The sequence below is a fragment of the Streptomyces sp. NPDC005648 genome, assembly GCF_040605395.1.
Taxonomy (GTDB): Bacteria; Actinomycetota; Actinomycetes; order Streptomycetales; family Streptomycetaceae; genus Streptomyces.
On record NZ_JBEXCS010000078.1, the window covers coordinates 24,066 to 47,213 of the forward strand.

23 protein-coding genes are annotated in these 23,148 nt (G+C 74.4%); 14 read left to right on the forward strand and 9 right to left on the reverse strand.

From position 1 onward, the window contains the following. Positions 1–186: 186 nt before the first annotated feature. Both ABZT17_RS33685 and ABZT17_RS33690 read left to right on the forward strand, forming a co-directional pair. Positions 187–651: a cyclic nucleotide-binding domain-containing protein gene (locus tag ABZT17_RS33685; protein ID WP_356354583.1), complete on the forward strand. Its 465-nt coding sequence runs from the start codon at positions 187–189 to the stop codon at positions 649–651. Between the two features lie 44 nt (positions 652–695). After that, positions 696–1,355, forward strand: a complete 660-nt coding sequence (locus ABZT17_RS33690) for a CBS domain-containing protein (RefSeq protein ID WP_356354585.1) — start codon at positions 696–698, stop codon at positions 1,353–1,355. 158 nt (positions 1,356–1,513) lie between these two features. On the opposite strand, the gene ABZT17_RS33695 is transcribed toward ABZT17_RS33690, so the two are convergent. After that, positions 1,514–2,326, reverse strand: coding sequence for a universal stress protein (locus ABZT17_RS33695; RefSeq protein WP_356354587.1), 813 nt, complete (start codon positions 2,324–2,326; stop codon positions 1,514–1,516). Between the two features lie 449 nt (positions 2,327–2,775). Between ABZT17_RS33695 and ABZT17_RS33700 the strand changes: the two genes are divergently transcribed. Next, positions 2,776–3,606 carry a universal stress protein gene (locus ABZT17_RS33700; RefSeq protein ID WP_356354589.1) on the forward strand — a complete coding sequence of 277 codons (831 nt, stop codon included), beginning with the start codon at positions 2,776–2,778 and terminating at the stop codon, positions 3,604–3,606. Between the two features lie 213 nt (positions 3,607–3,819). Next, positions 3,820–6,153 (forward strand): heavy metal translocating P-type ATPase, encoded by a 2,334-nt coding sequence (locus ABZT17_RS33705; protein WP_356354591.1) that lies wholly within the window; start codon positions 3,820–3,822, stop codon positions 6,151–6,153. A 38-nt stretch (positions 6,154–6,191) separates the two neighbouring features. On the opposite strand, the gene ABZT17_RS33710 is transcribed toward ABZT17_RS33705, so the two are convergent. Next, entirely contained in the window at positions 6,192–7,259 is a 1,068-nt protein-coding gene (locus ABZT17_RS33710) for a zinc-dependent alcohol dehydrogenase family protein (RefSeq protein ID WP_356354593.1), read from the reverse strand. A 262-nt stretch (positions 7,260–7,521) separates the two neighbouring features. Between ABZT17_RS33710 and ABZT17_RS33715 the strand changes: the two genes are divergently transcribed. After that, positions 7,522–8,187, forward strand: coding sequence for a DUF4389 domain-containing protein (locus tag ABZT17_RS33715; RefSeq protein ID WP_356354595.1), 666 nt, complete (start codon positions 7,522–7,524; stop codon positions 8,185–8,187). A gap of 47 nt (positions 8,188–8,234) precedes the next feature. On the opposite strand, the gene ABZT17_RS33720 is transcribed toward ABZT17_RS33715, so the two are convergent. Further along, complete coding sequence (locus ABZT17_RS33720) at positions 8,235–8,909, reverse strand: pyridoxamine 5'-phosphate oxidase family protein (protein WP_356354597.1); 675 nt, start codon at positions 8,907–8,909, stop codon at positions 8,235–8,237. Between the two features lie 287 nt (positions 8,910–9,196). Here ABZT17_RS33720 and ABZT17_RS33725 point away from each other — a divergent pair, with 287 nt between their 5' ends. The 9 genes from ABZT17_RS33725 to ABZT17_RS33765 all read left to right on the forward strand — a co-directional run bounded on the left by ABZT17_RS33725 (position 9,197) and on the right by ABZT17_RS33765 (position 17,060). Continuing rightward, positions 9,197–9,769, forward strand: a complete 573-nt coding sequence (locus tag ABZT17_RS33725; protein ID WP_356354599.1) for a hypothetical protein — start codon at positions 9,197–9,199, stop codon at positions 9,767–9,769. Between the two features lie 213 nt (positions 9,770–9,982). Further along, on the forward strand, positions 9,983–11,008 hold the full coding sequence (locus ABZT17_RS33730; protein ID WP_356354601.1) for a 6-phosphofructokinase: 1,026 nt from the start codon (positions 9,983–9,985) through the stop codon (positions 11,006–11,008). Between the two features lie 135 nt (positions 11,009–11,143). Continuing rightward, a complete protein-coding gene (locus tag ABZT17_RS33735; protein ID WP_356354603.1) occupies positions 11,144–11,845 on the forward strand; it encodes a response regulator transcription factor in 702 nt (233 codons plus the stop codon). After that, positions 11,842–13,227, forward strand: a complete 1,386-nt coding sequence (locus tag ABZT17_RS33740; protein WP_356354605.1) for a HAMP domain-containing sensor histidine kinase — start codon at positions 11,842–11,844, stop codon at positions 13,225–13,227. Before ABZT17_RS33735 ends, ABZT17_RS33740 begins: the two co-directional genes overlap by 4 nt. An 81-nt stretch (positions 13,228–13,308) precedes the next feature. Further along, positions 13,309–13,704 (forward strand): hypothetical protein, encoded by a 396-nt coding sequence (locus tag ABZT17_RS33745; RefSeq protein ID WP_356354607.1) that lies wholly within the window; start codon positions 13,309–13,311, stop codon positions 13,702–13,704. Further along, positions 13,701–14,777, forward strand: a complete 1,077-nt coding sequence (locus tag ABZT17_RS33750) for an FAD:protein FMN transferase (protein WP_356354609.1) — start codon at positions 13,701–13,703, stop codon at positions 14,775–14,777. The genes ABZT17_RS33745 and ABZT17_RS33750 overlap by 4 nt, the downstream gene beginning before the upstream one ends. Continuing rightward, positions 14,774–15,466 carry a ferric reductase-like transmembrane domain-containing protein gene (locus ABZT17_RS33755; RefSeq protein WP_356354611.1) on the forward strand — a complete coding sequence of 231 codons (693 nt, stop codon included), beginning with the start codon at positions 14,774–14,776 and terminating at the stop codon, positions 15,464–15,466. The genes ABZT17_RS33750 and ABZT17_RS33755 overlap by 4 nt, the downstream gene beginning before the upstream one ends. Beyond that, a complete protein-coding gene (locus ABZT17_RS33760) occupies positions 15,463–16,770 on the forward strand; it encodes an NADH-ubiquinone oxidoreductase-F iron-sulfur binding region domain-containing protein (RefSeq protein WP_356354613.1) in 1,308 nt (435 codons plus the stop codon). Before ABZT17_RS33755 ends, ABZT17_RS33760 begins: the two co-directional genes overlap by 4 nt. Further along, entirely contained in the window at positions 16,767–17,060 is a 294-nt protein-coding gene (locus tag ABZT17_RS33765; protein WP_356354615.1) for a ferredoxin, read from the forward strand. Before ABZT17_RS33760 ends, ABZT17_RS33765 begins: the two co-directional genes overlap by 4 nt. 39 nt (positions 17,061–17,099) lie before the next feature. Here ABZT17_RS33765 and ABZT17_RS33770 read toward each other — a convergent pair whose 3' ends face one another. From ABZT17_RS33770 to ABZT17_RS33795, 6 genes are all read right to left on the reverse strand, one after another. After that, positions 17,100–18,089 (reverse strand): nitroreductase family protein, encoded by a 990-nt coding sequence (locus ABZT17_RS33770; RefSeq protein ID WP_356354617.1) that lies wholly within the window; start codon positions 18,087–18,089, stop codon positions 17,100–17,102. Positions 18,090–18,169: 80 nt separating this feature from the next. Then, positions 18,170–18,436 carry an SHOCT domain-containing protein gene (locus tag ABZT17_RS33775; RefSeq protein ID WP_356354619.1) on the reverse strand — a complete coding sequence of 89 codons (267 nt, stop codon included), beginning with the start codon at positions 18,434–18,436 and terminating at the stop codon, positions 18,170–18,172. A 55-nt stretch (positions 18,437–18,491) separates the two neighbouring features. Next, entirely contained in the window at positions 18,492–20,927 is a 2,436-nt protein-coding gene (locus tag ABZT17_RS33780) for a glycosyl hydrolase family 65 protein (protein ID WP_356354621.1), read from the reverse strand. A gap of 31 nt (positions 20,928–20,958) precedes the next feature. Beyond that, entirely contained in the window at positions 20,959–21,834 is an 876-nt protein-coding gene (locus tag ABZT17_RS33785; RefSeq protein ID WP_356354623.1) for a universal stress protein, read from the reverse strand. Between the two features lie 56 nt (positions 21,835–21,890). Continuing rightward, on the reverse strand, positions 21,891–22,121 hold the full coding sequence (locus tag ABZT17_RS33790; RefSeq protein ID WP_356354625.1) for a hypothetical protein: 231 nt from the start codon (positions 22,119–22,121) through the stop codon (positions 21,891–21,893). A gap of 293 nt (positions 22,122–22,414) precedes the next feature. Beyond that, positions 22,415–22,954 carry a hydrogenase maturation protease gene (locus ABZT17_RS33795; protein WP_356354627.1) on the reverse strand — a complete coding sequence of 180 codons (540 nt, stop codon included), beginning with the start codon at positions 22,952–22,954 and terminating at the stop codon, positions 22,415–22,417. Between the last annotated feature and the right edge of the window lie 194 nt (positions 22,955–23,148).

The following is a 23,148-nucleotide window of genomic DNA, read 5'->3' on the forward strand; positions in this document are numbered from 1 at the left end:
ACCGTGACCCCATGGGCTGTCCGGGGCCGGATCGAGGGCCGGACGGCCCCCGCTCCTGGTGGAGATCGTCGCGGACGAGCGAGGAACCGGGTGGCCCGGGCCGGGGGCCGGGTGGCCCATGGACCGGTGTGCGGCGCGCGCACAGGCTGGAGGTGGCAGTTCCGCACGTCCCACCGGAGGCACCCCATGAACGCTCCCGCAACGACGAGCCTGCCGCGGGCGCTGTCCGCCGAGCACCGGCAGCGGCTGATGCGGCTGGCCCACGAGGTGTCGTACGCCCAGGGCGCCCGCCTCTTCGAGGAGGGCGGCCACGCCGACCGGTTCTGGATCATCCGCACCGGCACGGTCGACCTCGACATCCGCGTGCCCGGCCGCCGGGCCGCCGTCATCGACTCCCTCGGCCACAACGAACTGCTCGGCTGGTCCTGGCTGTTCCCGCCGCACACCTGGCACCTGGGCGCCGAGGCCGTCACCCCCCTGCGGGCCTACGAGTTCGACGCCGCGCAGGTGCGGGCGGCCTGCCACGACGACCCGGAGTTCGGCCGCACCGTCGCGGAATGGGTGGGCCAGATCGTGGCGCACCGACTGCGCGCGGCACGCACCCGGCTGCTGGACCTGTACGGCCCGTACGGCAGTGGAGGCGCGCGGTGAGCGCGCGCCAGGAGCACGACGGAGGGACCGGCGAAGGAGCTGAAGTGCACGGATCACCGCACATCGTCAGTGATGTGATGACGGGCGACGTCGCCGTCGTGGAGGGCGACGCGGCGTTCAAGGACATCGTGCGGACGATGCAGGAGCGCCGGGTGAGCGCGGTGCCCGTCGTGGACGGCGCGAGGCGTGTCCTCGGCATCGTCTCCGAGGCCGATCTGCTGCCCAAGGAGGAGTTCCGCGACGGCGACCCCGACCGGTACACCCAGTTGCGGCGGCTGTCGGACCTCCTCAAGGCCGGTTCGGTCACCGCCGGCGAGCTGATGACCTCACCCGCTCTCACCGTCGCGCCGGACGCGACCCTCGCCCAGGCCGCGCGGGAGATGGCGCGGGCCCGGGTCAAACGGCTGCCGGTCGTCGACGGCACCGACCGCCTCGTGGGCATCGTCAGCCGCGCCGACCTGCTGAAGGTGTTCCTGCGCGGTGACGAGGAGATCGCCGAGGAGGTGCGCCGGGAGGTGGTGTCCTACCTCTTCCCCCTGCCCGGCTCGGCGGTCCGGGTGGAGGTACGGGACGGTGTGGTGACCCTCGGCGGCCGGGTCCGCGACACGTCCCTGGTCCCGGTGGCCGCCCGGCTGGTGCGCGCGGTCGAGGGGGTCGTGGACGTCCGCTTCGCCCTGGACGCCCGGCCCGCCCCGACGGGCTGACACGGACACCCCGACGAACACTACGGACGAGATCGACAAGCACAACGGACGAGGTCGGCCGGATGGCCGACCTCGTCCTTCTCGTCCTTCGGGTGATCGCCGCGCTGAACCGCGCGGGTCGGCCGGACGCGTCCGTGGGCCGGCCGACCGGCACCGGTTCAGGTCCGCGTGTGCCCGGCCGGGACCACGGCGACGGTGCAGGACGCGTGCCGCAGGATCGCTCGGCCGACCGAGCCCGACAGCGCGTCCGCGATCCCCGTGTGTGCGGGCACGCCCACCACGGCGAGCTGGGCTCCGGCGCTCGCCTCGGCGACCGCGGGACGGGACCGGCCACGGATCCGGCGGAACCGCACACTGACGCCGGCGTACTTGCGCCGCAGCTCGGACAGGGCCCCGGCGCCGTCGTCCGGCCCGAGTTCACGCGTGTGCAGGACCACCAGGTCCGCGCCGCGCTCCGCGGCCTCGGCGAAGGCGAACGCGGCCGCCGCACGGGCGGAGGGTGAGGTGTCGTCGGCGAGGACGACCGGGCCGCTGCGGTTGGTGCGGCCCCGTACGACGAGCAACGGGCAGCGTCCGAGCGCGGTCAGGCGTCCCGCGACCGAGCCGAACGGCAGTCCGCCGAAGCGTCCCTGGCGACGGCCCCCGACCACGGTGAGCGACGCGGCGCGCGACTCGCCCTCCAGCACGGTGCCGGGCTCGCCCACGAGCACCTCGCTCGTGATCGGCAGCCCCGGGGCGACCTGGCGTGCGTGCCGTTCGGCCTCGGCCAGCGCTCCGCCGGCCGAGCCGCGCAGCCCGGCACCGTCCGGGTCCCAGGGCGGTACGCCGGGCGCCACGGGGTCGGACGGCCAGGCGACGACATGCGCCAGCCGCAGGCCCACCCCGCGACGGTCGGCCTCCCACGCCGCGGTCTCCACCGCGGCCAGGCTCGACGGCGACGCACCCACTCCCACCACGACCGGTCCGTTCATGACGCCTCTCTCCTCTCCGGGTCCCGCGTGCTCCGGACCGCCCCGGCCATGGACGCCGAGTGCTCCGGGCGGCCACACCGTCGGCGGGTCCGGACCGGGTGGCCCGGTCCGTCGTCCCGCCCCGCGAGCGGCCGAGTCCAGCGTCCGCTCGCCGCCCGTCCCCCGCACTGGGCCATACGGGCCCCGTGCGGCAACCGACGGTCCCTCCCCGCCTCGTGGTCGCGGTCCCCCACCGCTCCGTCCGCATGACCGGCGATCTCCACCGCGAGTGCGGCGTCGCCGCCCCGATCCAGGTGCCCCTGGAGTGTCGCCTCCTGCCGGAACGGCGCACCGACTCGGTCCCCTCCGCAGGCATGGACCACACGGTCTCCGGCCTGGGCCGTTCGGCCCCTGCGCCCACCCGGCCTCCGGGAGGAGCGTGGAAGACCCCGGCCGAAAGGCGGCGCACCATGCAGCGAGAGATCATCACAGGCGTCGACCGCTCGGCTCGCAGCCGAGCCGCCGCCGACTGGGCGGCCAGGGAGGCACTGCTACGCGCACTGCCGCTGCGGGTGGTGCACGTGGTACCGCCGGCCTCCCTGGACCCCGTGGAGCAGTGGCCCTACCACCCCGAGGCCGTGGCGGACCATGTGGTGGCCGAACTCCTCGCGCGGCACCCGGAGTTGCGGGCGCACGGCGAGAGCGTCACCGGTATGCCGGCCCCGGTGCTGCGCGCCCTGGGCCAGGACGCGGAGCTGCTGGTGCTCGGCCTGCGCGGCGAGGACGGCCGGGCCGGGGTGCCCGTGGGATCGACCGCGGCCCAAGTCGCCGCGGAGTCGGCCGGACCGGTGGCCCTGGTTCCCGGCGCGGCACCCGACGAGGGTCCGCCACTCCCCTCCACCGGTGTGACGGTCGGCGTCGAAGCCCGCGCCGACTCGGCCGCCGCGCTCGACTTCGCCTTCGAAGCGGCTCGTCTGCGCGGCGCACGCCTCCACGCGGTCCATCCCTGGCAGCTGCCCGCCGAGGCCGCCGCCTCGCCTTTCCCCGTCCTGGAGGAGGACCGCGCCGACTGGGAGGACCACGAGGTACAGCTGCTGTCCGACGCGCTGCGACCCTGGCGCGCCAAGTACCCCGACGTCGACGTACTGGAAGACGTCGTGCTGTTCACGCCGCTGGCAGCGCTCACGCATGCCTCCGCGGGCGCGGAACTGGTGGTGGCCGCACGGCGGTCCGCCCCGGGACCCAGGCTCCTTCAGCTGCTGGAACACCTGCGGCGCCCGGTCGTGGTGATGGCCTCCTGACGCCGGACCGATGTGGGCCACAGGGGCCCAATGGCGCACCGTCCGGCCCTCCCCGCGCCCTCCTGCGACGGCCAGCCTGGAGGGAGGAGGGAACCTGCGCGGGATCGCGGCGCAGGTGGGGAGACACGGCCCCGCGCCGCGCGCCCCGCGCCGCCTCCCGTCGCCGTAGTCCCGCACGTTTGAGCCGCACCGGCCGAGGGAGCGAGGCCCGACATGCACCACGTCACCGCGAGGAAGCAGCTGCGCCGGCTGTTCACGGCCCTGTTCGTGCCGCCGACGCCCGAGTCGGTCCTGTTGTGTCTGACCACGGCCGCGCTCGTCGCCGGTGGTGCCTTCCGGCTGGCCGGGGCTTCCGGGCTCGCCGACCTGTCCTGGGCCCTCGGCACCGCCGCCGCCGTCGTCCCGGCGATCGGCTGGGTACTGGAGACCCTGCGGCACGGCCGTGCCGGCGTCGACGTGATCGCCGTTCTGGCACTCGGCGGGACTCTGGCCGTGGGCGAGTATCTCGCCGGAGCGCTGATCGCGCTGATGCTCGCCTCCGGCCGCACCTTGGAGGCGGCGGCACAGCGGCGGGCCTCGCGCGACCTGCGATCCCTGCTGGAACGCGCGCCGCGCACCGCACGGATCCGTACCGGGTCCGGCGTGCGCGTGGTCCCCTCGGCCGAGGTCGCCGTCGGTGACCTGCTGGTCGTGGGGCCCGGCGAAGTGGTGCCCGCGGACGGCCGGGTGGCCGCGGCGGCCGCTGTGCTGGACGAGTCCGCGCTCACCGGCGAGCCGCTGGACGTGAAGCGTGCGCGGGGCGAGGCGGTGCGCAGCGGGGTGGTCAACGCGGGCGGCGCCTTCGAGTTGCGCGCGACCGCGACCGAGCGGGACAGCACCTACGCCGGGATCGTCCGGCTGGCCCGGCAGGCGGGCGCGGAGTCGGCCCCCGTGGTGCGGCTGGCCGACCGCTACGCGGCGCGGTTCCTGCCGCTGTCGCTGGCGGTCGCGGGAATCGCCTGGCTGGTCAGCGGTTCCGCCGTGCGGGCGGTCGCGGTCCTGGTGGTGGCGACACCGTGTCCGCTGCTGCTCGCGGCGCCGGTGGCGATCGTCTGCGGTCTGTCCCGGGCATCCCGGCTCGGTGTCGTGGTCCGCGACGGAGGAGCGCTGGAGAACCTCGGCCGGGCCCGCACCCTGCTGCTCGACAAGACGGGCACGCTGACGGGCGGCCGTCCCCGGGTGCTCGACGTCGTCGCCGCGCCGGGCCGGCAGCCGGCCCAGGTACTGCGGCTCGCGGCCTCGCTCGACCAGTACTCGCCGCACGTACTGGCGCGGGCCCTGGTCGACGCGGCACGCGAACGCGGCCTCAGCCTGTCCGCGCCCTCGGACATGTCGGAGGAGCCCGGGCGGGGTGCGTCCGGCACGCTGACCGGGCATCGGATGACGATCGGTCGGCGCGCCGAGAGTGTTTCGCTGCCGGGCTGGGCGCGGTCGGTGGAGAACCGGGCGCTGCTGGACGGGGCGGCCGTGGCCTGGCTGTCCGAGGACGGCGCTCCCGTGGGTGCCGTGCTCCTGCGTGACCCACTGCGCCCGGACGCACCGCGCACCCTGCGCCGTCTGCGCGCCTCGGGCATCGCACGGCTCGTCATGATCACCGGGGACCGTGCCGCGCCCGCCCGCGAGGTGGGCGCCGTCCTCGGCCTCGACGACGTCCGGTCCGGCCTCACCCCCGCCGACAAGGTCGCCGTGGTACGGGCCGAGCGCGAGCGCGCGGTCACCGTGATGGTGGGGGACGGCGTCAACGACGCCCCCGCGCTGGCGGCCGCGGACATCGGTGTGGCGATGGGCGCCCGCGGTTCCACGGCCTCCTCGGAGGCGGCCGACATCGTGCTGACCACCGATCGGGTGGACCGCCTGGCCGACGCCGGGGCCATCGCGGTCCGGGCCCGGCGGATCGCCGTGCAGAGCGCGCTCGGCGGCATGCTGTTGTCGCTGGTCGCCATGGTCGCGGCTGCCTTCGGGCTGCTCCCGCCGGCCGCGGGCGCGCTGCTGCAGGAGGGCATCGACGTCGCGGTGATCCTCAACGCCCTGCGGGTGCTGCGTGACGACCGGCAGGGCCGGCCTCCGGTGCCGCCGTCGACGGAGGCCCTCATCCGTCGCTTCGCCACGGAACACGACGATCTCCAGGACGTCCTGGACGCCGTACGGGACGCCGCGGACCGGCTGTCGGACGGCGCGGGGCCGGACGCCCTGACCGCCGTCGACGAGGTGCACCGGCTGCTCACCGAGCGGCTGTTGCCGCACGAGTACGCCGAGGAGCACCAGTTGTATCCGGCGCTGGCCCCGACGCTGGGCGGCTCCGAGGCGACGGCCACCATGAGCCGCGCGCACACGGAGATCGAACGGCTCGCCCGTCGCATCGAAACCCACCTCACGCTCGCGGGCCCGGACGGCGCGCTGCCCCCGGAGCAGCTGGACGACCTGAGGGCCTGTCTGTACGGCCTGCACACCGTGCTGCGCCTGCACTTCGCGCAGGAGGAGGAGAGCTACTTCTCCCTCGCACCGTGAGCGGGGTCCTCGACGTGGACGTGACGCCGGAGCTCTCCTCACACGGAAACCGGGACGACCTCGCGCCGCGGTCCGCCGAGCACGACCTTGAGCGCACCGGTGTCGCCGGCCCGGGAGAAGACCTCGTAGGCCTCCTCCATCCGTTCGAGCGGGAAGCCGTGCGTGACCAGCTGCGAGGTCGGCAGGCGTCCGGCCGCGGCCATGCGCAGGAGGGTGGGCGTGGAGTGGGTGTCGACCAGACCTGTCGTGATCGTCACGTTCTTGATCCAGAGGTCTTCCAGGTGCAGGGTCGCGGGCCTGCCGTGCACGCCGACATTGGCGACGTGCCCGCCGGGGCGGACCATGCGCGCGCACATCTCGAAGCTCTCCGGGACACCGACCGCCTCGATGACCACGTCGGCGCCGAGGCCGTCGGTGAGATCGGCGATCAGCTGCTCCGGCGCCTCGCTCGCGTCCGCCACCGCCTCGGCGCCCAGCTTCCTGGCCGCCTCCAGGCGGGAGGCGGCCAGGTCCACGGCGACGATGCGTTCGGGCCCGAACAGCCGTGCCGTGGCGATCGCGGCCAGACCGATGGGGCCTGCCCCGACCACGGCGACGGTGTCCCCGGGACGCACCTGTCCGTTGAGGACGCCCACCTCGTAGGCGGTGGGGAAGATGTCGGCCAGCAGTACGGCGTCCTCGTTGTCCACCGCGCTGGGCAGCGCGTGCACGGACAGGTCGGCGTAGGGGACGCGGACGTACTCGGCCTGGGTGCCGTTGACGAGGTGGCCGAGGATCCAGCCTCCGCCGCCTCGGCACTGGCCGTACATGGCCCGGCGGCAGTAGACGCAGCGCCCGCACGCGCTGATGCAGGAGACGAGGACCCGGTCACCGGGGCGTACGCTGCGCACGTCGCCGCCGACCTCGACGATCTCGCCGACCGCCTCGTGTCCCAGAACCGTGCCGGGGCGCACCTCGGGCACATCGCCCTTGAGGATGTGCAGGTCCGTCCCGCAGATGGTGACGGCGTCCACCCGCACGATCGCGTCGGTGGGCTCTTCGATCCCAGGGTCCGCGACTTCTTCCCAGACGCCCTCTCCCGGGGCGTGGAACACATAACCCTTCATCTCCGACCTCACCCTCTTGCTGCGTGTGATCCTGGAGTCGCCGGAAAGTTCCCCCGCACTCCAGCTTGGCCGACACCCGCGGATTCCGCTTGGGCCGGTCGGCCCCGTGGGCGCACCGGCCGTGGAGGCGGAGCGCTCCGGACGGGACCGATGGCCCGGGGCCGCCCCCGAACGGCCCTGGTACGGGGCGGCGTCGCGCGACCACGCTGGACTCGGGCCCGAGTCGCCGCGGCGGCGCACCGGGCCGAAGGAGTTGATCGCCATGACGACCCTGGCGCACATACCGAACCGTCCCGTGCGGGTGAACGCGGTGCTCGACCCGCATCTGTCCCGCTGGCTGTGGCTGGTGAAGTGGATCCTGGTCATCCCCCACTACGTGGTGCTGTTCTTCCTCTGGATCGCCTTCACCCTGGTCAGCGTTGTCGCGTTCTTCGCCATCCTCTTCACCGAGCGGTACCCGCGATCCCTCTTCGACTTCAACCTGGGTGTCCTGCGCTGGAGTTGGCGGGTGGCCTACTACTCGTACGGCGCCCTGGGCACCGACCGGTATCCGCCGTTCAGCCTGGGCGAGGAGCCCGACTACCCGGCGCGGCTGGACATCGCCCACCCCGAACGGCTGTCCCGGGGCCTGGTGCTGGTGAAGTGGTGGCTGCTGGCCATCCCGCACTACATCGTCATCGGGTTCTTCCTCGGCGGCTGGCACCTCGGCTGGTGGGACGGCGGGCTGGTGGTCGTACTGGCGCTGATCGCGGCCGTGACCCTGGCCTTCACCGAGAAGTACCCCCGGAGCCTGTTCGACCTGATCCTGGGGCTGAACCGGTGGGTACTGCGGGTGGCCGCGTACGCCGGTCTGATGACGGACGTCTATCCGCCGTTCCGCCTCGACATGGGCGGCACCGAGCCGCCCGAGCCGGTGGACGAGGCGTGATCGCCCGACGCCCCGTCTCACGACGCCCCGTCTCTCGACGCCCCGTCTCACGCGGTGATACGGCGCCCTGTGATCACCAAGGGGGCGACACGCACCCAGACGTCCCGGTGCCCACCGGCCCAGGGCGTGCTGCGGGCGTGCGCGCTGAGCCGATGTGTCTCATCGGGGTCCGTCACGGTGCGGGCGTGGCCGCGCACCAGCACGCTCCAGCCGCTGCTGAACACGTCGTCGATGCGGTCGACCTCGAAGGCGACCTGGCAGCCCGACGCCTGGGAAGGCGTGCTGCCGGCTTCGGTCCTGAAGACGATCGCGCCTTCGACCACACTGTAGTTCACGGGCACGACGACGGGTCCGGAGGCGGTGGGCACCGCGATCCGCCCCACTCCGTGCGTGGCGAGCAGCGACCGGCACTCCGGGACGCTCAGCTCGACGAGGCGGGCGCCGTGTGCGGGCCGCCTCAGCCCCGGGGGCAGATCGGTGTCACCACCGGTGAGGTCCCGCACGGTGGTCCCCAGTACCTCGGCCAGCCGCAGCAGAGCGCCCGACCCCGGCGCGGCACCGGGGTGTTCCTCCAGGTACTTGAGGTAGCCGGGCGCCATGCCGGCCCGGGAGGCCGTCTGCTCCCTGGTCAGCCCGCGTTCCGTACGCCGCGCGGCGAGCCGGCGGCCGAGATCGCCGAGCGCGTGGTTCTCCGCCGGTCGGGAAGGTGCCTCCTCCGCCATGGCCGGTCACTTCCTCTCGTCCGGCCGGGCAAGGGCCCGGCGCCCGGATCACCCCTTGGATTCAGCGTGACCCGGTGGGGCCGGGCGCGCTTGGGCCGGTCGGCCCTGTCTGCGCGGCCGGACGGGACCGGGCACGTACCGCGGCCGGCTTCCCGGGGCTCAACAGCCCATGCCGGCACCCGTCTTGGTCCCTGTCGGCCCCATGACTCACCCCTGAGCGGCCCATGTCACGCCGCGCTCCACGCTGTCACGGTGGGCACAGCGAGACGACGAGGAGGTGCAGAGCCATGCGGGCAGACAGGCGAACGACGAAGTGGCTGTGGCGGTGGCGGTCCAACCCGCTGCGGCGCCGCGAGGACGTTCTCGAGGCGTGGCTCGTACTGACCGTGTGGGCGGTCATCGCGGTGGGCGGCACGCTCGCCGGTGCGCTCACCGCGCGGGCCACCGCCGATGTCCTCGCCCAGCAGCGAGCCGAGCGCACACCCGTGGCGGCCGTCCTCCTCTCGAGCACGAGGCAACCTGGGGCGAGCAGCTACTACCGCGCGTCGGCCAAGGTGCGCTGGACGCTTCCGGATGGTTCGACGCGGACCGGGAACACCCTGGTCGACACGGGTCTCGGCGCGGGAACGCACATCGTGGTCTACACCGACCGGCAGGGCGAACTGACCACCCGGCCGCCCAGCAGGTCGGCGGCGGACGTCGAAGCGGCCGTTCTGGGAGCCACCGCCGGGCTCGGCGTGACGGGCGCGACCCTCGGCGCAGGGGCATTGGCCCGCCTGCGGCTGGACCGACGGCGTGCGGACCACTGGGGCCGGGAGTGGGCCACGGTCGGTCCCACCTGGGGGCACAAGACCGGCTGACGGCGGCTCCCTGGCACCGCGCGGTGCGCGACCTCCGGCGGGCCGACGGTCCCCGCGACGTCGACTGCGAGGTCTCGGTCGCCGCCCGGGTCTTCGGCGCTCATGCTGGAGGAGGAGACACCCGGCTCCCCGGGTGCGCGTCCGCGGAGGTGCCCTGCGGCGCACCCCTCCCGGGACAGGGCCGTGCTCCGCCGGGGAGACAGGGAGGAAGCCATGAAGATCGCAGTTCTGACCGGCGGCGGTGACTGCCCCGGCCTGAACGCCGTCATCCGCAGCGTCGTGCGCAAGGGCACCCAGGACTACGGCTACGAGTTCGTCGGCCTGCGCGACGGCTGGCTCGGCGCGCTCCGCGACAAGGTGATCCCACTGGGCATCGCCGAGGTACGGGGCATCCTGCCGCGCGGCGGAACCATCCTCGGTTCCTCCCGCACCAACCCCCTCACCCACGAGGACGGAGTACGCCGCATCCGGGACACCCTGGCCGCCCACCGGATCGACGCGCTGGTCGTGATCGGCGGCGAGGACACCCTCGGCGCGGCCACGGAGCTGAGCGGCCAGGGCGTCCGGCTCGTCGGCGTGCCGAAGACCATCGACAACGACGTGGCCGGCACCGACTACACCTTCGGCTTCGACACCGCCGTCAATATCGCGACGGAGGCCATCGACCGCCTCCACACCACCGCCGAGTCGCACATGCGCACCCTTGTCGTGGAGGTGATGGGCCGGCACTCCGGCTGGATCGCCCTGCACGCCGGCGTCGCGGGCGGCGCCAACGTGATCCTCCTTCCTGAGCGGCCGTTCGACGTCGACCAGGTCTGTGGGTGGGTGCGCAACCGCTTCAAGATCAATTACGCGCCGATCGTGGTCGTCGCCGAGGGAGCCGTCCCCAAGGAGGGACAGATGATCCTCAAGGACCAGACCCGGGACGAGTACGGGCATGTGCACCTGTCCGGCATCGGCGAGTGGCTGGCCCAGGAGATCGAACAACGCACCGGCACCGATGCCCGCACCACCGTCCTCGGCCATATCCAGCGGGGCGGCACCCCGAGCGCCTTCGACCGCTGGCTGGCCACCCGCTTCGGTCTGCATGCCGTCGACGCGGTCCACGACGGCGCCTTCGGCACCATGGTGGCCCTGCGCGGCACGGACATCGTCCGCGTCCCGCTCGACCAGAGCCGCGGCAGGACCAAGAAGGTCGATCCGGCGCTGTACGACGAGTTCGAGGTGTTCTTCGGCTGACGGCACGAACTCCAGAGGACTCCGGAGGCTCCGGAGGGCTCCAGAGGACGAACGGCCCCTTCCGCCGCCCGCGAGGGCCTGCGCAGGCTGAAGTGCGGGGGCTGGCGGATCACCGGGCCGAAGGCGGTCGGAGGCATGAACGAGCAGGTCGACGGCGCGTCGGAGACACGGGTGCTGGTCGTGGAGGACGACCGCGGCATCGCGGACTCCCTGGTACGCGGACTGCGGCAGGCGGGATACACGGTCGAGGGCGTCCGGACCGGCCGGGCGGCCCTGGCGGCCTCGTCCGCCGACGTGGTCCTGCTCGACCTGGGGCTGCCGGACATCGACGGCGTGGAGGTGTGCCGCAGACTGCGGGCCCGGTCGGACGCCGCGATCATCGCGGTCACCGCGCGCGGGGAGGAGGCGGACCGCGTGGTGGCCCTGGACGAGGGGGCCGACGACTACCTGGTGAAGCCGTTCGGGCTGGCCGAGCTGATGGCACGCATCCGTGCCGTGCTGCGCCGTCGGCGCCCGAGCGGGCCGGAGCTCCTGCGGCACGGCCCGCTCACGGTCGATCTGCGGACCCGGCAGGTGTCGGTGGCGGGCCGGCCGGTCGCGCTGACGCCCAAGGAGTTCGGCATCCTGGAGTGCCTGGCCGCCGATCCGGGCCGGACGGTGAGTAGGCAGGAGATCCTCGAAAGGGCGTGGGACGCGCACTGGTACGGCCCCACCAAGGTGCTGGACGTCCACATCGCGGCCCTGCGCCGCAAGCTCGGCACGGCCGGGCTGATCGAGACCGTCTACGGACACGGGTTCCGGCTCGGCACGGTCGCGGGACCGCAGGAGCAGACGTGAGCCGCCGCATCACCCTGACGTTCCTCGCGCTGACCACCGCGCTCCTGGTGCTGGCGGTGGTTCCGCTCGGGGTGCTGATGACGGCCCGGGAGCGGGTCTCCTTCCGCGACGACCAGCGCTCGGCCACCCGGGTGATCGCCGCGGCGTCCGAGGAGTACCTCTCCGACCACCGGTCGGCCGCCGCCATGCACAAGGAACTGGCCGCCGCGGCCGAGGCGGGTGACTGCGCCGCCGTGTACGACGACGCCGCTCGGCTGGTCGCGAGTACGCCCTGTACGGCGGCCCGGGGCGGCGAGGCCGACGAGCTGGTGGAGCGGGTGCTCGCCGGGCACGAGCCCGAACCGCCGGAGAACGAGGGCCGGCTGCTGACCGCGGAACCGGCGGGTGATGTCCGCCGGCCGGCCGGCGCCGTCGTGCTGGCCCGTTCCGCGGGGCCGCTGGACGCGCGGGTCGCCGCGATCTGGGGCTGGTCCGCCGGGATCGGCGCGCTGGCCCTCGCGGCGTGCGTGCTGCTGTCCGTCCGGCTGGCCCGCTGGGTGGGCCGCCCGCTGTCGACCCTGGACGCGGCCGCCCAGCGGCTGGGCGAGGGCGAGCTCGGGGAGCGGGCGGTCGTCGACGGCGGGCCGCCGGAGGTGAGGCGGCTGGCGGCGACGTTCAACACGATGGCGGGCCGTACGGAGGCGCTGGTGCACGGCCACCGGGCGGTGATCGCCGATGTGTCGCACCAGCTGCGCACCCCGCTCGCCGCGCTGCGGCTGCGCCTCGATGTGCTGGCGGCCCGCGCCGAGGGCGACACCGCGGCGGAACTGGCCGCCGCGCAGGTCGAGATCGCCCGGCTGTCCCGCCTGGTCGACGGGTTGCTGGCGGTGGCGCGAGCGGAGCAGACGACGCCCCGGCGGACCCCCGTACGAGTCGACGAGGTGGTGGCGGAGCGGGTGTCCGCCTGGGCGCCGGTGGCCGAGGAACGGCGTGTCCGGCTGTCGGCGGACGCCGGTCCCGCGCTGACCGCCGCGCTGGGCGCCGGGCATCTGGAGCAGGTCCTGGACAATCTCGTCGCCAACGCGCTCGACGCCGTGGACGACGGGGGCGGTGTGACGGTCGGAGTGCGGACCGTGGGGCGCTCGGCCGAGGTGCGGGTGCGGGACGACGGGCCGGGGATGGGAGCGAAGGCGAAGGAGGTGGCCTTCCACCGGTTCGGCAATCCGGAGGCCGGCGGCACCGGGCTGGGGCTGGCCATCGTCCACCGGCTCGTCACCGTCAACGGGGGTGCCGTACGGCTGGAGGACACGGCCGGGGGCGGGCTGACCGTCGTACTGGAACTGCCGTTGTGGACGGGGACTCCGGCGAGGCCGAGATCTTTACCGGATCTGAAGGAGACATGAGCGGGTTCCGGGGTGGCGGCCGCACAGCCTGGAAGTGCGAGCAGCCGAACTCGGGCCGCTCTTCCTCCAGGAGCCGCTGCCATGTCGTATCCGCCCCACGACTTCGACTCGTCCCCCGTCCCGCCCCCCGGGGCGGCGCGCGCACGTGATCGCGGGCTGACGCGGATCCGTGGTCTGACCGCCTGGATCGTGGGCGCCGCCGTCGCCGGAGCCGCCGCCCTGGGCGCCGTCTACACCCATGTGCTGCCGGGGAGTTCGGCCGCGCCCGCCCCCGGCGGCCCGGTCGGGGGCAATCCGGCGGTGTCCTCCCCGTCCCCCTCCGCCGCCGGCCACGGCTCGGGCGGGGACGATCAGGGCGAGGGTGACGGCGAGCGGGGTGACGACTCGGGAGCCACGGCCCGGCCCGGACTGCGGCCCCCGGCCCAAGCACCGGCCCCCACCGTTCAACAACCCCAGACCACGACGGGGGCGTCATGACGCCCCGGGCCGCCGACGCGAGGACCTCGGCTGCCGCGACGCGCCCCACGGCGGTGCCGCGCGCCGCCCGATCCGATCCCGCCGCAGCGGATGCCGCCGGCGCCGTTCCTCCGGCCGAACTCGCCTTCCCCGCCCTCGGTACCACGGCCGTCCTCCTCGTCGCGGACCCGGGCGCCCTGTCCGCCGCGGAGGCGGTCCTGCGGGCCGAGCTCGCCGCCGTCGACGCGACCTGCAGCCGCTTCCGCGCGGACTCCGAACTCACCCGTGTGAACCTGGCCGCGGGCTCCCCCGTAATGGTCGGCGCGCGCTTCGCCGAGGCACTCCAGGCCGCGCTGCGGGCCGCCGAGCTCACCGACGGCGCCGTCGATCCGACGGTCGGCCGAGCGGTGATCGCGCTCGGCTACGACCGCACCTTCGCCTCCGTCCGGCCCGAGGACGCCCGCCCCCTGCCGGTGTTCCGACCCGCTCCCGGATGGCGCCGGATCACCTGGGACCCGCGCACCGGAACGCTGCGCCTGCCCCCGGACACGTCCCTCGACCTGGGCGCCACCGCCAAGGCCCTCACCGCCGACCGGGCCGCCCACCGGGCCGCCGCCGTGGCCGGCTGCGGTGTGCTGGTCAACCTGGGCGGCGATCTCGCGACGGCCGGGCACCCGCCGGCCGGCGGGTGGCGGATCGCCCTCGCCGACGACCACTCCCGGCCGCTGCCCGACGGCTGCCCCACCGTCACCGTGACCACCGGCGCGCTGGCGACCTCGGGCACCCGGGTGCGCGCCTGGCGGCGGGCCGGACACGCCGTGCACCACATCGTCGACCCGGCCACCGGCGAACCCTCCCCCGCGGTCTGGCGCACGGTCACCGTCGCCGCGGCGACCTGCGTGGACGCCAACGCCGCGAGCACGGCGGCGATCGTCAGAGGTCATACGGCCGTCGACTGGCTGCGCGGTACCGGGCTCCCCGCCCGGTTGGTCGCGGCCGACGGCCGGGTCGTACGCCTCGGCGGCTGGCCACCGGACCACTGCCCGCACGAGCCGCCGACCACCGAGACACCGGACTCCGGAGAACCGCGATGACCACTTCCGCTCTCATGGGCAGCCCGCTCTGGTACGCCAGTCGCGCCGGCGGCACCCTCGCGCTGGTGCTGCTCACCGCCACGGTCGTGGTGGGCGCCGCCTCCGGCGGCCGTGCCGCGCCCCGCGCCGTCGGCCGCTTCGAGATCGGCCTGCTGCACCGCAACCTGTCCCTGCTCACCCTGGTGTTCCTCGTCCTGCACGTGGTCACCGCGGTGCTCGACCCGTTTGTGCATCTGGGGTGGGCCGTGACGGTACTGCCGTGGGCCGCGTCCTACCGGCCGCTGTGGCTCGGGCTCGGCACGGTCGCGTTCGATCTGCTGCTGGCCGTGCTGCTCACCAGCGCCGTGCGGCTGCGGATCGGGGTGCGGCGCTGGAGGGCGGTGCACCTGCTGGCGTACGCCGCCTGGCCGTTCGCGCTCTTCCACGGTGTCGCGACGGGCTCGGACACGCGGCTCCCCCTCCAGCTGTGGCTCTACGCCGGATGCCTGGCCTCGGTGGTCGGGGCGGTGTGGTGGCGGCTGGCGAAGGCCGGTCCCGGGCGCGCCGCCGGACGACTGATCGCCGCGGTCGGCGCGGGGGCCGTGCCCGTCGTGCTGACCGCGTTCCTGGCCGCCGGGCCGCTGCAGCCCGGCTGGGCCCACCGTGCCGCCGCCACCGCGACGGCGCTCCACCTGGGGAGGGGCCGGTGAACACCGCCACCGCCGGTACGGCCACCGACACCCGGCTCCTCTCCGGCTGGTACGCCACCCGGCGCCCCGCCGATCTGACCGACCACCTGCGCCGGTACGGCCCGGCGCCGGTCACCGCGGCCCGCGGCAACCGTCACTCCGCGCCGCTGATCCGGGCGCTGGTGGCGGCGGGGCTCACCGGGCGCGGCGGTGCCGGGTTCCCGACCGCCGAGAAGCTGCGCGCGGTGACGCGGGAGCGGGGCCGCCCCGTGGTCGTCGTCAACGCCATGGAGAGCGAACCGGCGAGCCGCAAGGACCAGTTCCTGCTCGCCGTGGCGCCGCACCTCGTGCTCGACGGGGCGGTGCTCGCGGCAAAGGCGGTCGGCGCCGACATCGTGCACGTGTGCGTGCCGCGCGTCCGCTCGGCACAGTACTGGCAGTTGCGCCGAGCCGTGGACGAGCGCGAGAAGGCGTGTGTCGACGACGTCCTGCTCCGTCCGCACGCCCTTCCGCACGCGTATGTCTCCAGCGAGTCGACCTCGCTGGTGCGCTGGCTCAACGGGGGCGAGGCCCGCCCGCTGAGCACCCCGCCGCGCAGTCACGAACGCGGTGTCGGACGGCGCCCCACCCTCGTCCACAACGCGGAGACCCTCGCCCATCTCGCCCTCGTCGCCCGCTACGGCCCCGGCTGGTTCCGGCAGGCCGGGACGCCGGACGAACCCGGCACCACGCTGGTCACCGTCTCCGGAGCGGTCGCCGCTCCCGGTGTCCTGGAGGTCGGGCTCGGCACCCCGCTCACCACCGTCCTCGATCTCGCGGGCGGGACCGGTGAACCGCTCGGGGCGCTGCTGCTCGGCGGCTTCGGTGGTACCTGGCTGGCGCCGGAGCACCTGGGCACGCCCCTCACCCGACACGACCTGGCGCCGCTGGGTGCGGCGCCCGGCGCGGGCGTGGCCGTCGCGCTCCCCCGGCTCGCGTGCGGGCTCACCGAGACGGCCCGGATCCTGGCCCACCTGGCTTCGCAGAGCGCCCGTCAGTGCGGCCCCTGCCGCTTCGGACTGCCGGCGGTCGCCGAGGACTTCGCCGTTCTGGCGGCCGGCCAGGCCGACAGCGCCGATCTGGCGCGACTGCGCCGACGCACCGGCCTGCTGCCGGGCCGGGGCGCCTGCCGCCACCCCGACGGCGCGGCCCGCCTCGCCGCCTCCGCCCTGGACTGCTTCGCGGACGACGTCGGCCACCACCTCGCCCACGGTGCCTGCCGCGCCGCCCACCGGCCGCCCCGGCTCTCCGTCCCGCCGGCCACTCCCCCGGAGACCTGGCGATGACCGGCGACCGCACCCTCCGCATCGACCGCGCCGCCTGCACCGGCCGGGGACTGTGTGCCGAACTGCTCCCCGAGCTCATCGCTCTGGACGAGTGGGGCTACCCCGTCGTCGGGCAGCCGGCCGTCCCGCCCCGTCTGCGCGCCCACGCCCGGCGTGCCGTGGCCGCGTGTCCCGTACTGGCCCTGCGCGTGGACCGGTCGCCCCGGGACGAGGACCGGCCGGCCCCGCCGCGGCCACGCCCTCGGCAGTACGGCACGGACGACGCGGACGACGCCGACATCGGCACGTGACCCGCGCGTCCGGTCGGACCGCCGCTCTGCCGCCGCGGGTCAGACGATCTCCAGGACCTCCTCCACGGGCCGTCGTGGGCTCGCGGTGCCCGCGGGGCCGTAGCCCAGGCGCAGCACCATCTGGACGAAACCCATGGACGAGGTCGGGTCGCGGGCCAGTTCGCGCAGGTCGTGGCGTTCGAGGCTGTGCGAGGTCAGGGACGTGGCGAGGCCGTGGAGGGTGGCCAGCAGCAGGACCCGTTCCATCGCCTCTCCGGCGCGCAGCCAGTCGCCGGGACGGTCGTGGGTGGTGCCGAGCAGAGCCAGGTTCGGGGCGGTCTCGAACACGGCGGTGGGGCGGCCGGGGACGGGCCGCCGGCCTGCGAAGTCCCGCACCGGTGCCCGGCCGTCCCTCCTGCCGGGCCCAAAGGCGTAGTCGGGGACCCCGTCCCTCGCCGCTCCGGTCTCCCTCGCTCCGACCCGGGTCCAGGCCCGCATCTCCTCCAGATACGCGGCATCGGCGCTGTCGCGTCCCTCGGCGTCACGGACATGGTCCAGCAGCGACTCGGTGTGCCAGCGGTCGGGGAACACGAGCTGGGCCCCCTCCCGTTCGGCGGCGTCACGCAGCGCCTCCCTTACGACGGCCGGGACCGCCCTGTCCTCGAAGGGGTGGCGGCTGGTGTGCCGACGGCTGATCGCGGGGAAGAGGCGGGCCAGTTCGCGGTCGGCGCGGTGGACGTCGAGGAGGCGGACCGTGGCCAGCAGCCGCGGGTCGGCCGGGTCGGGCAGGACCTGGACGTCCGCGTACCGGCCGTCGTCGGCCGCCGCGACGCGCAGGTTGAACAGGGCCGCACCGCAGCCCAGGTGCAGTCCGCGCCGGTCGGGGTCCGCGCGCTCCATCGCCCGGTCGAGGTCGGCGAGCAGTTCGAGCGTGCCGCTGCCGCGGATGTGGCGGAACCGCCAGGGCTGGGCGTTGTGCAGGGACGGGGCGGACGTGGCGGAGGCCACCAGGGCCATGACCGTCGTGGTGTCGAGTGGTCGCGCCGGCATGGGGCGCACCTCCCATCGGGAGCGGTCGGACGGCCGCGGTCAGTGCTGGTTGAGGGGGGTCAGTCTTGGTGACGGCGGGGTCAGTGCTTGGTGAGGGTGGGACCGTCGCCGCGCAGCACGGCCAGTCGGCGGTGGTACTCCTCCTCGTCGACCTCGCCCCTGGCGAATCGTTCGGCGAGCAGCTGCTCGGGCGAGGGGCGCGCGGTCGTGGTGCCGGGCTCGGAGGCGCGGTTCAGGCCGCGGTAGAGCATCACGGCGACGGCGATGAGCAGCGCCCACATCAGGACCATGCCGACCGAGGCGGTGAACCAGTCCCAGCCCGTCATGTCATGGTGGTTCCAGTACATGTCTGCCCCTTCCGCTCGCTCGGACCTGCTCACCGGCAAGCCTCGTCCGACCCGGTCAGGGAGGGTATGGGCCATCAGGTCTCCCGCTCCGGCCCATCCGGCCCCCCTCCGCTCCCGATGGCCGGTCGAGCAGCACCAGCCGGTCGCTCTCCCCCGGCCGCAGGCTGACCGACCGGTCGGGCAGCCGCACCTCGATCGCCGACGCCTCGGAGGCCGGCACGGCGATCTCCAGCCGTCCCCGGCTCAGGCGCAGCCGTATGTCCCAGTGGCCCTGGTAGCGCAGGACGAAGCCGTACGACGACAGTTCCGGCAGCGGCACCGGGTCGAGCCACAGCGCCCCGGCGCGGGTCTCCAGGCCGGTCAGCCCGCGCTGGACCAGGTCGAGGGTGCCGGCCATGGCGCCCAGGTGGATGCCCTCGCCGGTGGTGCCGCCCTGGAGGTCGGCGACGTCGCCCCGCAGCGCCTCCTGGCAGTACTTCCAGGCCTCGGCGCGCCGGGCCCGGGCCAGCACCCAGCCGTGGACCAGCCCGCTGAGCGTGGAGCCGTGGCTGGTGCGGGCCAGGTAGTGGTCCACGGTGCGCGACCAGGTCTCGTCGTCGAGCGGGGTCCCCAGCCGCCGGAACAGGGCGCCGAGCTCGGCCGGGGAGAACAGATAGCCGAGCATCAGGACGTCGGCCTGTTTGGAGGCCCGGTAGCGGTTGACGGTGTCGCCCTCCGCCTCCAGGATCCGGTCCAGCCGGCGGATGTCCCCGTACCGCGCGCGGTAGCCGTCCCAGTCGAGTTCGGCGAGGTCCCCGTAGCCGTCGAACTGGCTGATGACACCGGAGTGGAAGGGCACGTGGAGGGTGCGGGAGACGTCCTCCCACTGTTCGAGTTCGCCGGCGTCGAGGCCGTTCCGTTCGAAGAGTTCACGGCGGCGCGCCTCGGGCAGGGCGCGCAGCAGTTCCAGGGTGCGGGCGAGGACCCAGGCCGCGGTGACGTTGGTGTAGGTGTTGTCGTCGAGGCCGGGCCGCTGGGCGCCGGGATAGGCGTCGTGGTACTCGTCGGGGCCGACGACGCCCTTGATGCGGTGCCGGCGCAGATCCTCGTCGTAGACGGCCGAGTCGGCCCAGAAGCGGGCGATCTGCAGCAGCATCTCGGCGCCCTTGGTGTGCAGGAACTCGGTGTCGCCGCTCGCCTCGCAGTACTGCCAGACGTTGTAGGCGATCGCGGAGCCGACGTGGTGCTGGAGGTGGGAGTGGTCCGGCAGCCAACGGCCGGAGTTGGGATTGAGGTGGAGCCGCTGGGTCTCCTCACGGCCGTCGCTGCCGCTCTGCCAGGGGTACATGGCGCCTCGGCGGCCCGCCTCCCGGGCGGCGGTGCAGGCCTGTTCGAGGCGGCGGTGACGGTAGCGCAGCAGGGCGCGGGAGACCTCGGGGAAGTGCAGGTTGAGGTAGGGCAGCACGAACAGCTCGTCCCAGAAGACATGTCCCCGGTAGGCCTCGCCGTGCAGTCCGCGGGCGGGCACTCCGACGTCGAGGTCGGCGGTGTGCGGGGAGAGGGTCTGCAGGACGTGGAAGAGGTGCAGACGCAGAATGCGTCCGGGCTCGCCCGGGACGTCGAGGTCGGCCCGGCGCCAGAGCTGGTCCCAGGCGGTGAGGTGGTCGTCGAGCAGCACGTCGAAGCCGGGGAGGCGGTTCACGCGGTCCACGGCGGCGAACAGGGGGTCGCTGATCGCGGGGTCGCGGGAGGTGTGCAGGGCGATGGTCTTGTCGACGGTGACGGTGTGGCCCTCGGCCAGGCGCAGCACCGTGTGCTGGGTGGGGCGCGGTCCGCCGGCCCGGACGGTGACCGGGGTGCCGGCGCTCAGCCGGGCGGCCATGCCGACGCGGATGTCCGAGGTGCGGGTGCGGCAGCGCAGCCAGACGGTGCCGGAGTCGTCGGTGCCGGTGTGCACATGGGTGAGGTGGTGGCCGTCGAGGTCGTGGTAGCGCGGCACGCCGGCGTTGGTGACGGTGCCGTCGAGGGCGGCCTCCACCTCCAGTGCCCCGTCGAATCCCTCGGCGGTGAACTCGGTGCGCAGGGCGGCCACATGCGGGTCGGCCATATGGACGAGCCGCTGCTGACGCACCACCAGCGAACGCCCCTGGCCGAGTCCGTAACGGGTACGGCGCTCCAGCAGTCCGCAGGTCGGACGGAGTGTCTGCCGGTGCTCCAGCACGGTCGAGGTGTCGGGTGCGAGCCACCGGCCGCCGGGCAGGCGAAAGCGCAGGGGCAGCCAGTTGGGCAGGTTGACGATGTCCTCGTTCTCGACCCTGCGGCCGGCCACGTCGGAGGTGAGCCGGTTGTAGCAGCCGGCCACATAGGTGCCCGGGTAGTGCACCTCGTCCGCGGCGCACTCGGGCAGGGTGCCGCGCGTGGCGAAGAAGCCGTTGCCCAGCGTGTACAGGGACTCGCGCAGCCGTTCGTCGGCGGGGTCGTAGCCCTCGTACTCCCACACCCGGTCCGTCACGTCGATCCGGCCCTTCCGCGCACCAGGGCGGTCACATCTGCTGCGGTACGACGGCCACCGGGCAGTCGGCGTGGTGGAGCAGGGTGTGTCCCACCCGGCCGAGCTGGAGGCCGAAGTGCCCGTGCCTGCGCCGGGCCCCGATGACGACGAGGTCGGCGGCGGAGGAGCGGTTCAGCAGCACCTGCCGGGCCGGTCCCTCCGCCGTGTGCCGGCGCACCCGGACCGCCGGGTGGTCCGCCACGGCGTCGTGGAGCACGGCGTCCAGCAGCGTCACCGCCCGTTCCTCGTGGTGACGCGCCCGGTCAGCGGTGGAGCCGGGGTCGTCCGCGCCCTCGTGCGCCGGGCGGCGCCAGGCGCGTACGACGTCCAGTTCGCATCCGCGGGCCTCGGCCTCCCGGACGGCGAACCGTGCGGCCTCGCCGCCGGTGGCGGGATCGGCCGCGCCGAGCAGGATCCGTTCGTGGGTGCCCTCCAGGGCGGCTTTGTCGCCGCGCACGACGACGACCGGGCAGTGGGCGCGGGCCGCGACGGCCAGACCGACCGAACCCAGCAGGAGTCCGGTCAGCTCACCGCGGCCGCGGCTCCCCGTGACGAGGGCGAACGCGTTGTGGCCCTCGCGCAGGAGTGCCTCCGCCGCCTCCTCGGGGACCACCTCACCCGTCGCCTTCAGGGACGGCGCGGCGCGGCGGGCGCGCTCCACGGCGGAGCCGACGATGTGTTCCGCCATCACCTGCTCTGAGGGGCGGGCGAGGCCGGTGGACGGCACCGCCCCCTCGTAGCGCTCCCACCGGGAGGCGTACACGACGCGCAGCGGCCGGTCGTGCCGGGCGGCTTCGTCCACCGCCCAGTCGACCGCCGCGAGACTCGGCTCGGATCCGTCGACGCCTACGACCAGGGGCAGCTCCATCGTTCCCACCGCCTTTCGTCGGGCCATGGAGCCCGCGGCAGCGCGGGGCTCCAGGCTCAGCGTGTCACCGGTGCGCCGTGGGCACGATGGGTGGTTCGGCCCCCATGGGGGACGTTCGGCCCCATCGGGGCCCGCGGGGGCGGCATCGGCGGGCGGTGCCCGCGGTGGTGCGTCAGCCGCACGAGGAGTGCGTCGAACAGTGTGACGAGGACGAAGGTCACCGCCATCGCCGCGACCAGCAGGACGGCGAACCGCCCCCAGAACTCCGGTGTCAGGGTGGTACCCACGGTCCTTGCTCCTCTCGGGTCGGTGTCGCTCGGTGATGTCCCTTCACCTACAGCCAACTCCCTTGAGGCGTGCGGCACATGAGCCTTCCGGCCCGAACCGCGGTCTGGAACGGCCCTTGCGCGGGGCCGCGGCTGTTCGTCGGGGCGCGTGGGCATGGTGGTCGTGTCCGGGTCTCCTCCGGGACGAGGGCCGGTCGGCCCTGTTGCCCGCACGGCGGGCGTGGTGTGCTGGATGTGGCGGGAAGGACCCGGCGAAGACGCGGAGCACCGGCCTCGAGCCGCTCACCGCGCAATCAGGATCCGCGAGAAGCGGATGGGTCCTTCCCGCCCTGACGTGCGATGCCGCACACGGTCGCCGTGCGGTGGCGGACGACCTCCTCCTCCACCCGTGCGGTGAGGAGCGCGACGGTCCTCGCGACCGGCGTGGACAGGCCGTCCCCCGGTGAGAAGTCGTCGGCCTCGACGGCGTAGGCGATCAGGTGGCCGGGCAACCGGTCGAGTTCGCGGGCGAGTTCGACGGCCGCGCCGAGCCCGTGCGGGCCCAGGACGTCCGGGCACCGCAGCCCGGCGGAGTCCAGGTCCAGCCGGTAGACGCGGCCGGGGTGACCGGTGCGGGCGTGGGCGGACTCCAGCACGACGGCGAGTTCCGTGTTCTCCCACAGGCCCGTGAGGTGCCCCGGTTCGCCGTCGCACTCGGCGAGGGTCGTGCCCGGGGGCAGGGGGCGTACGACGGCTCGTCGCCGCAGACGGGCGAGTACCGCCGCGCCGATGCCGTCGTCGTGCCGGAGCCGGTCGCCGACGGCGATGACCGCGATACGGGTGGAGACAGCCATGGTTCCTCTCCCTCCGACCTCTCCCTCCCCGGTGTGTGTCTCCAGCGTGCGGGGGTCCGAGGGCACTGGCATGGGCCGAAGGGGCCCGGCTCGGGGACCGGGTGGCCCGGCGCTTGTCGGCGTACAGCTTGGCGGGGTCGTCCCAGTCGAGGGAGTGCAGCCGGGCCAGCAGGTCCGCCACGGACAGCGCCTGC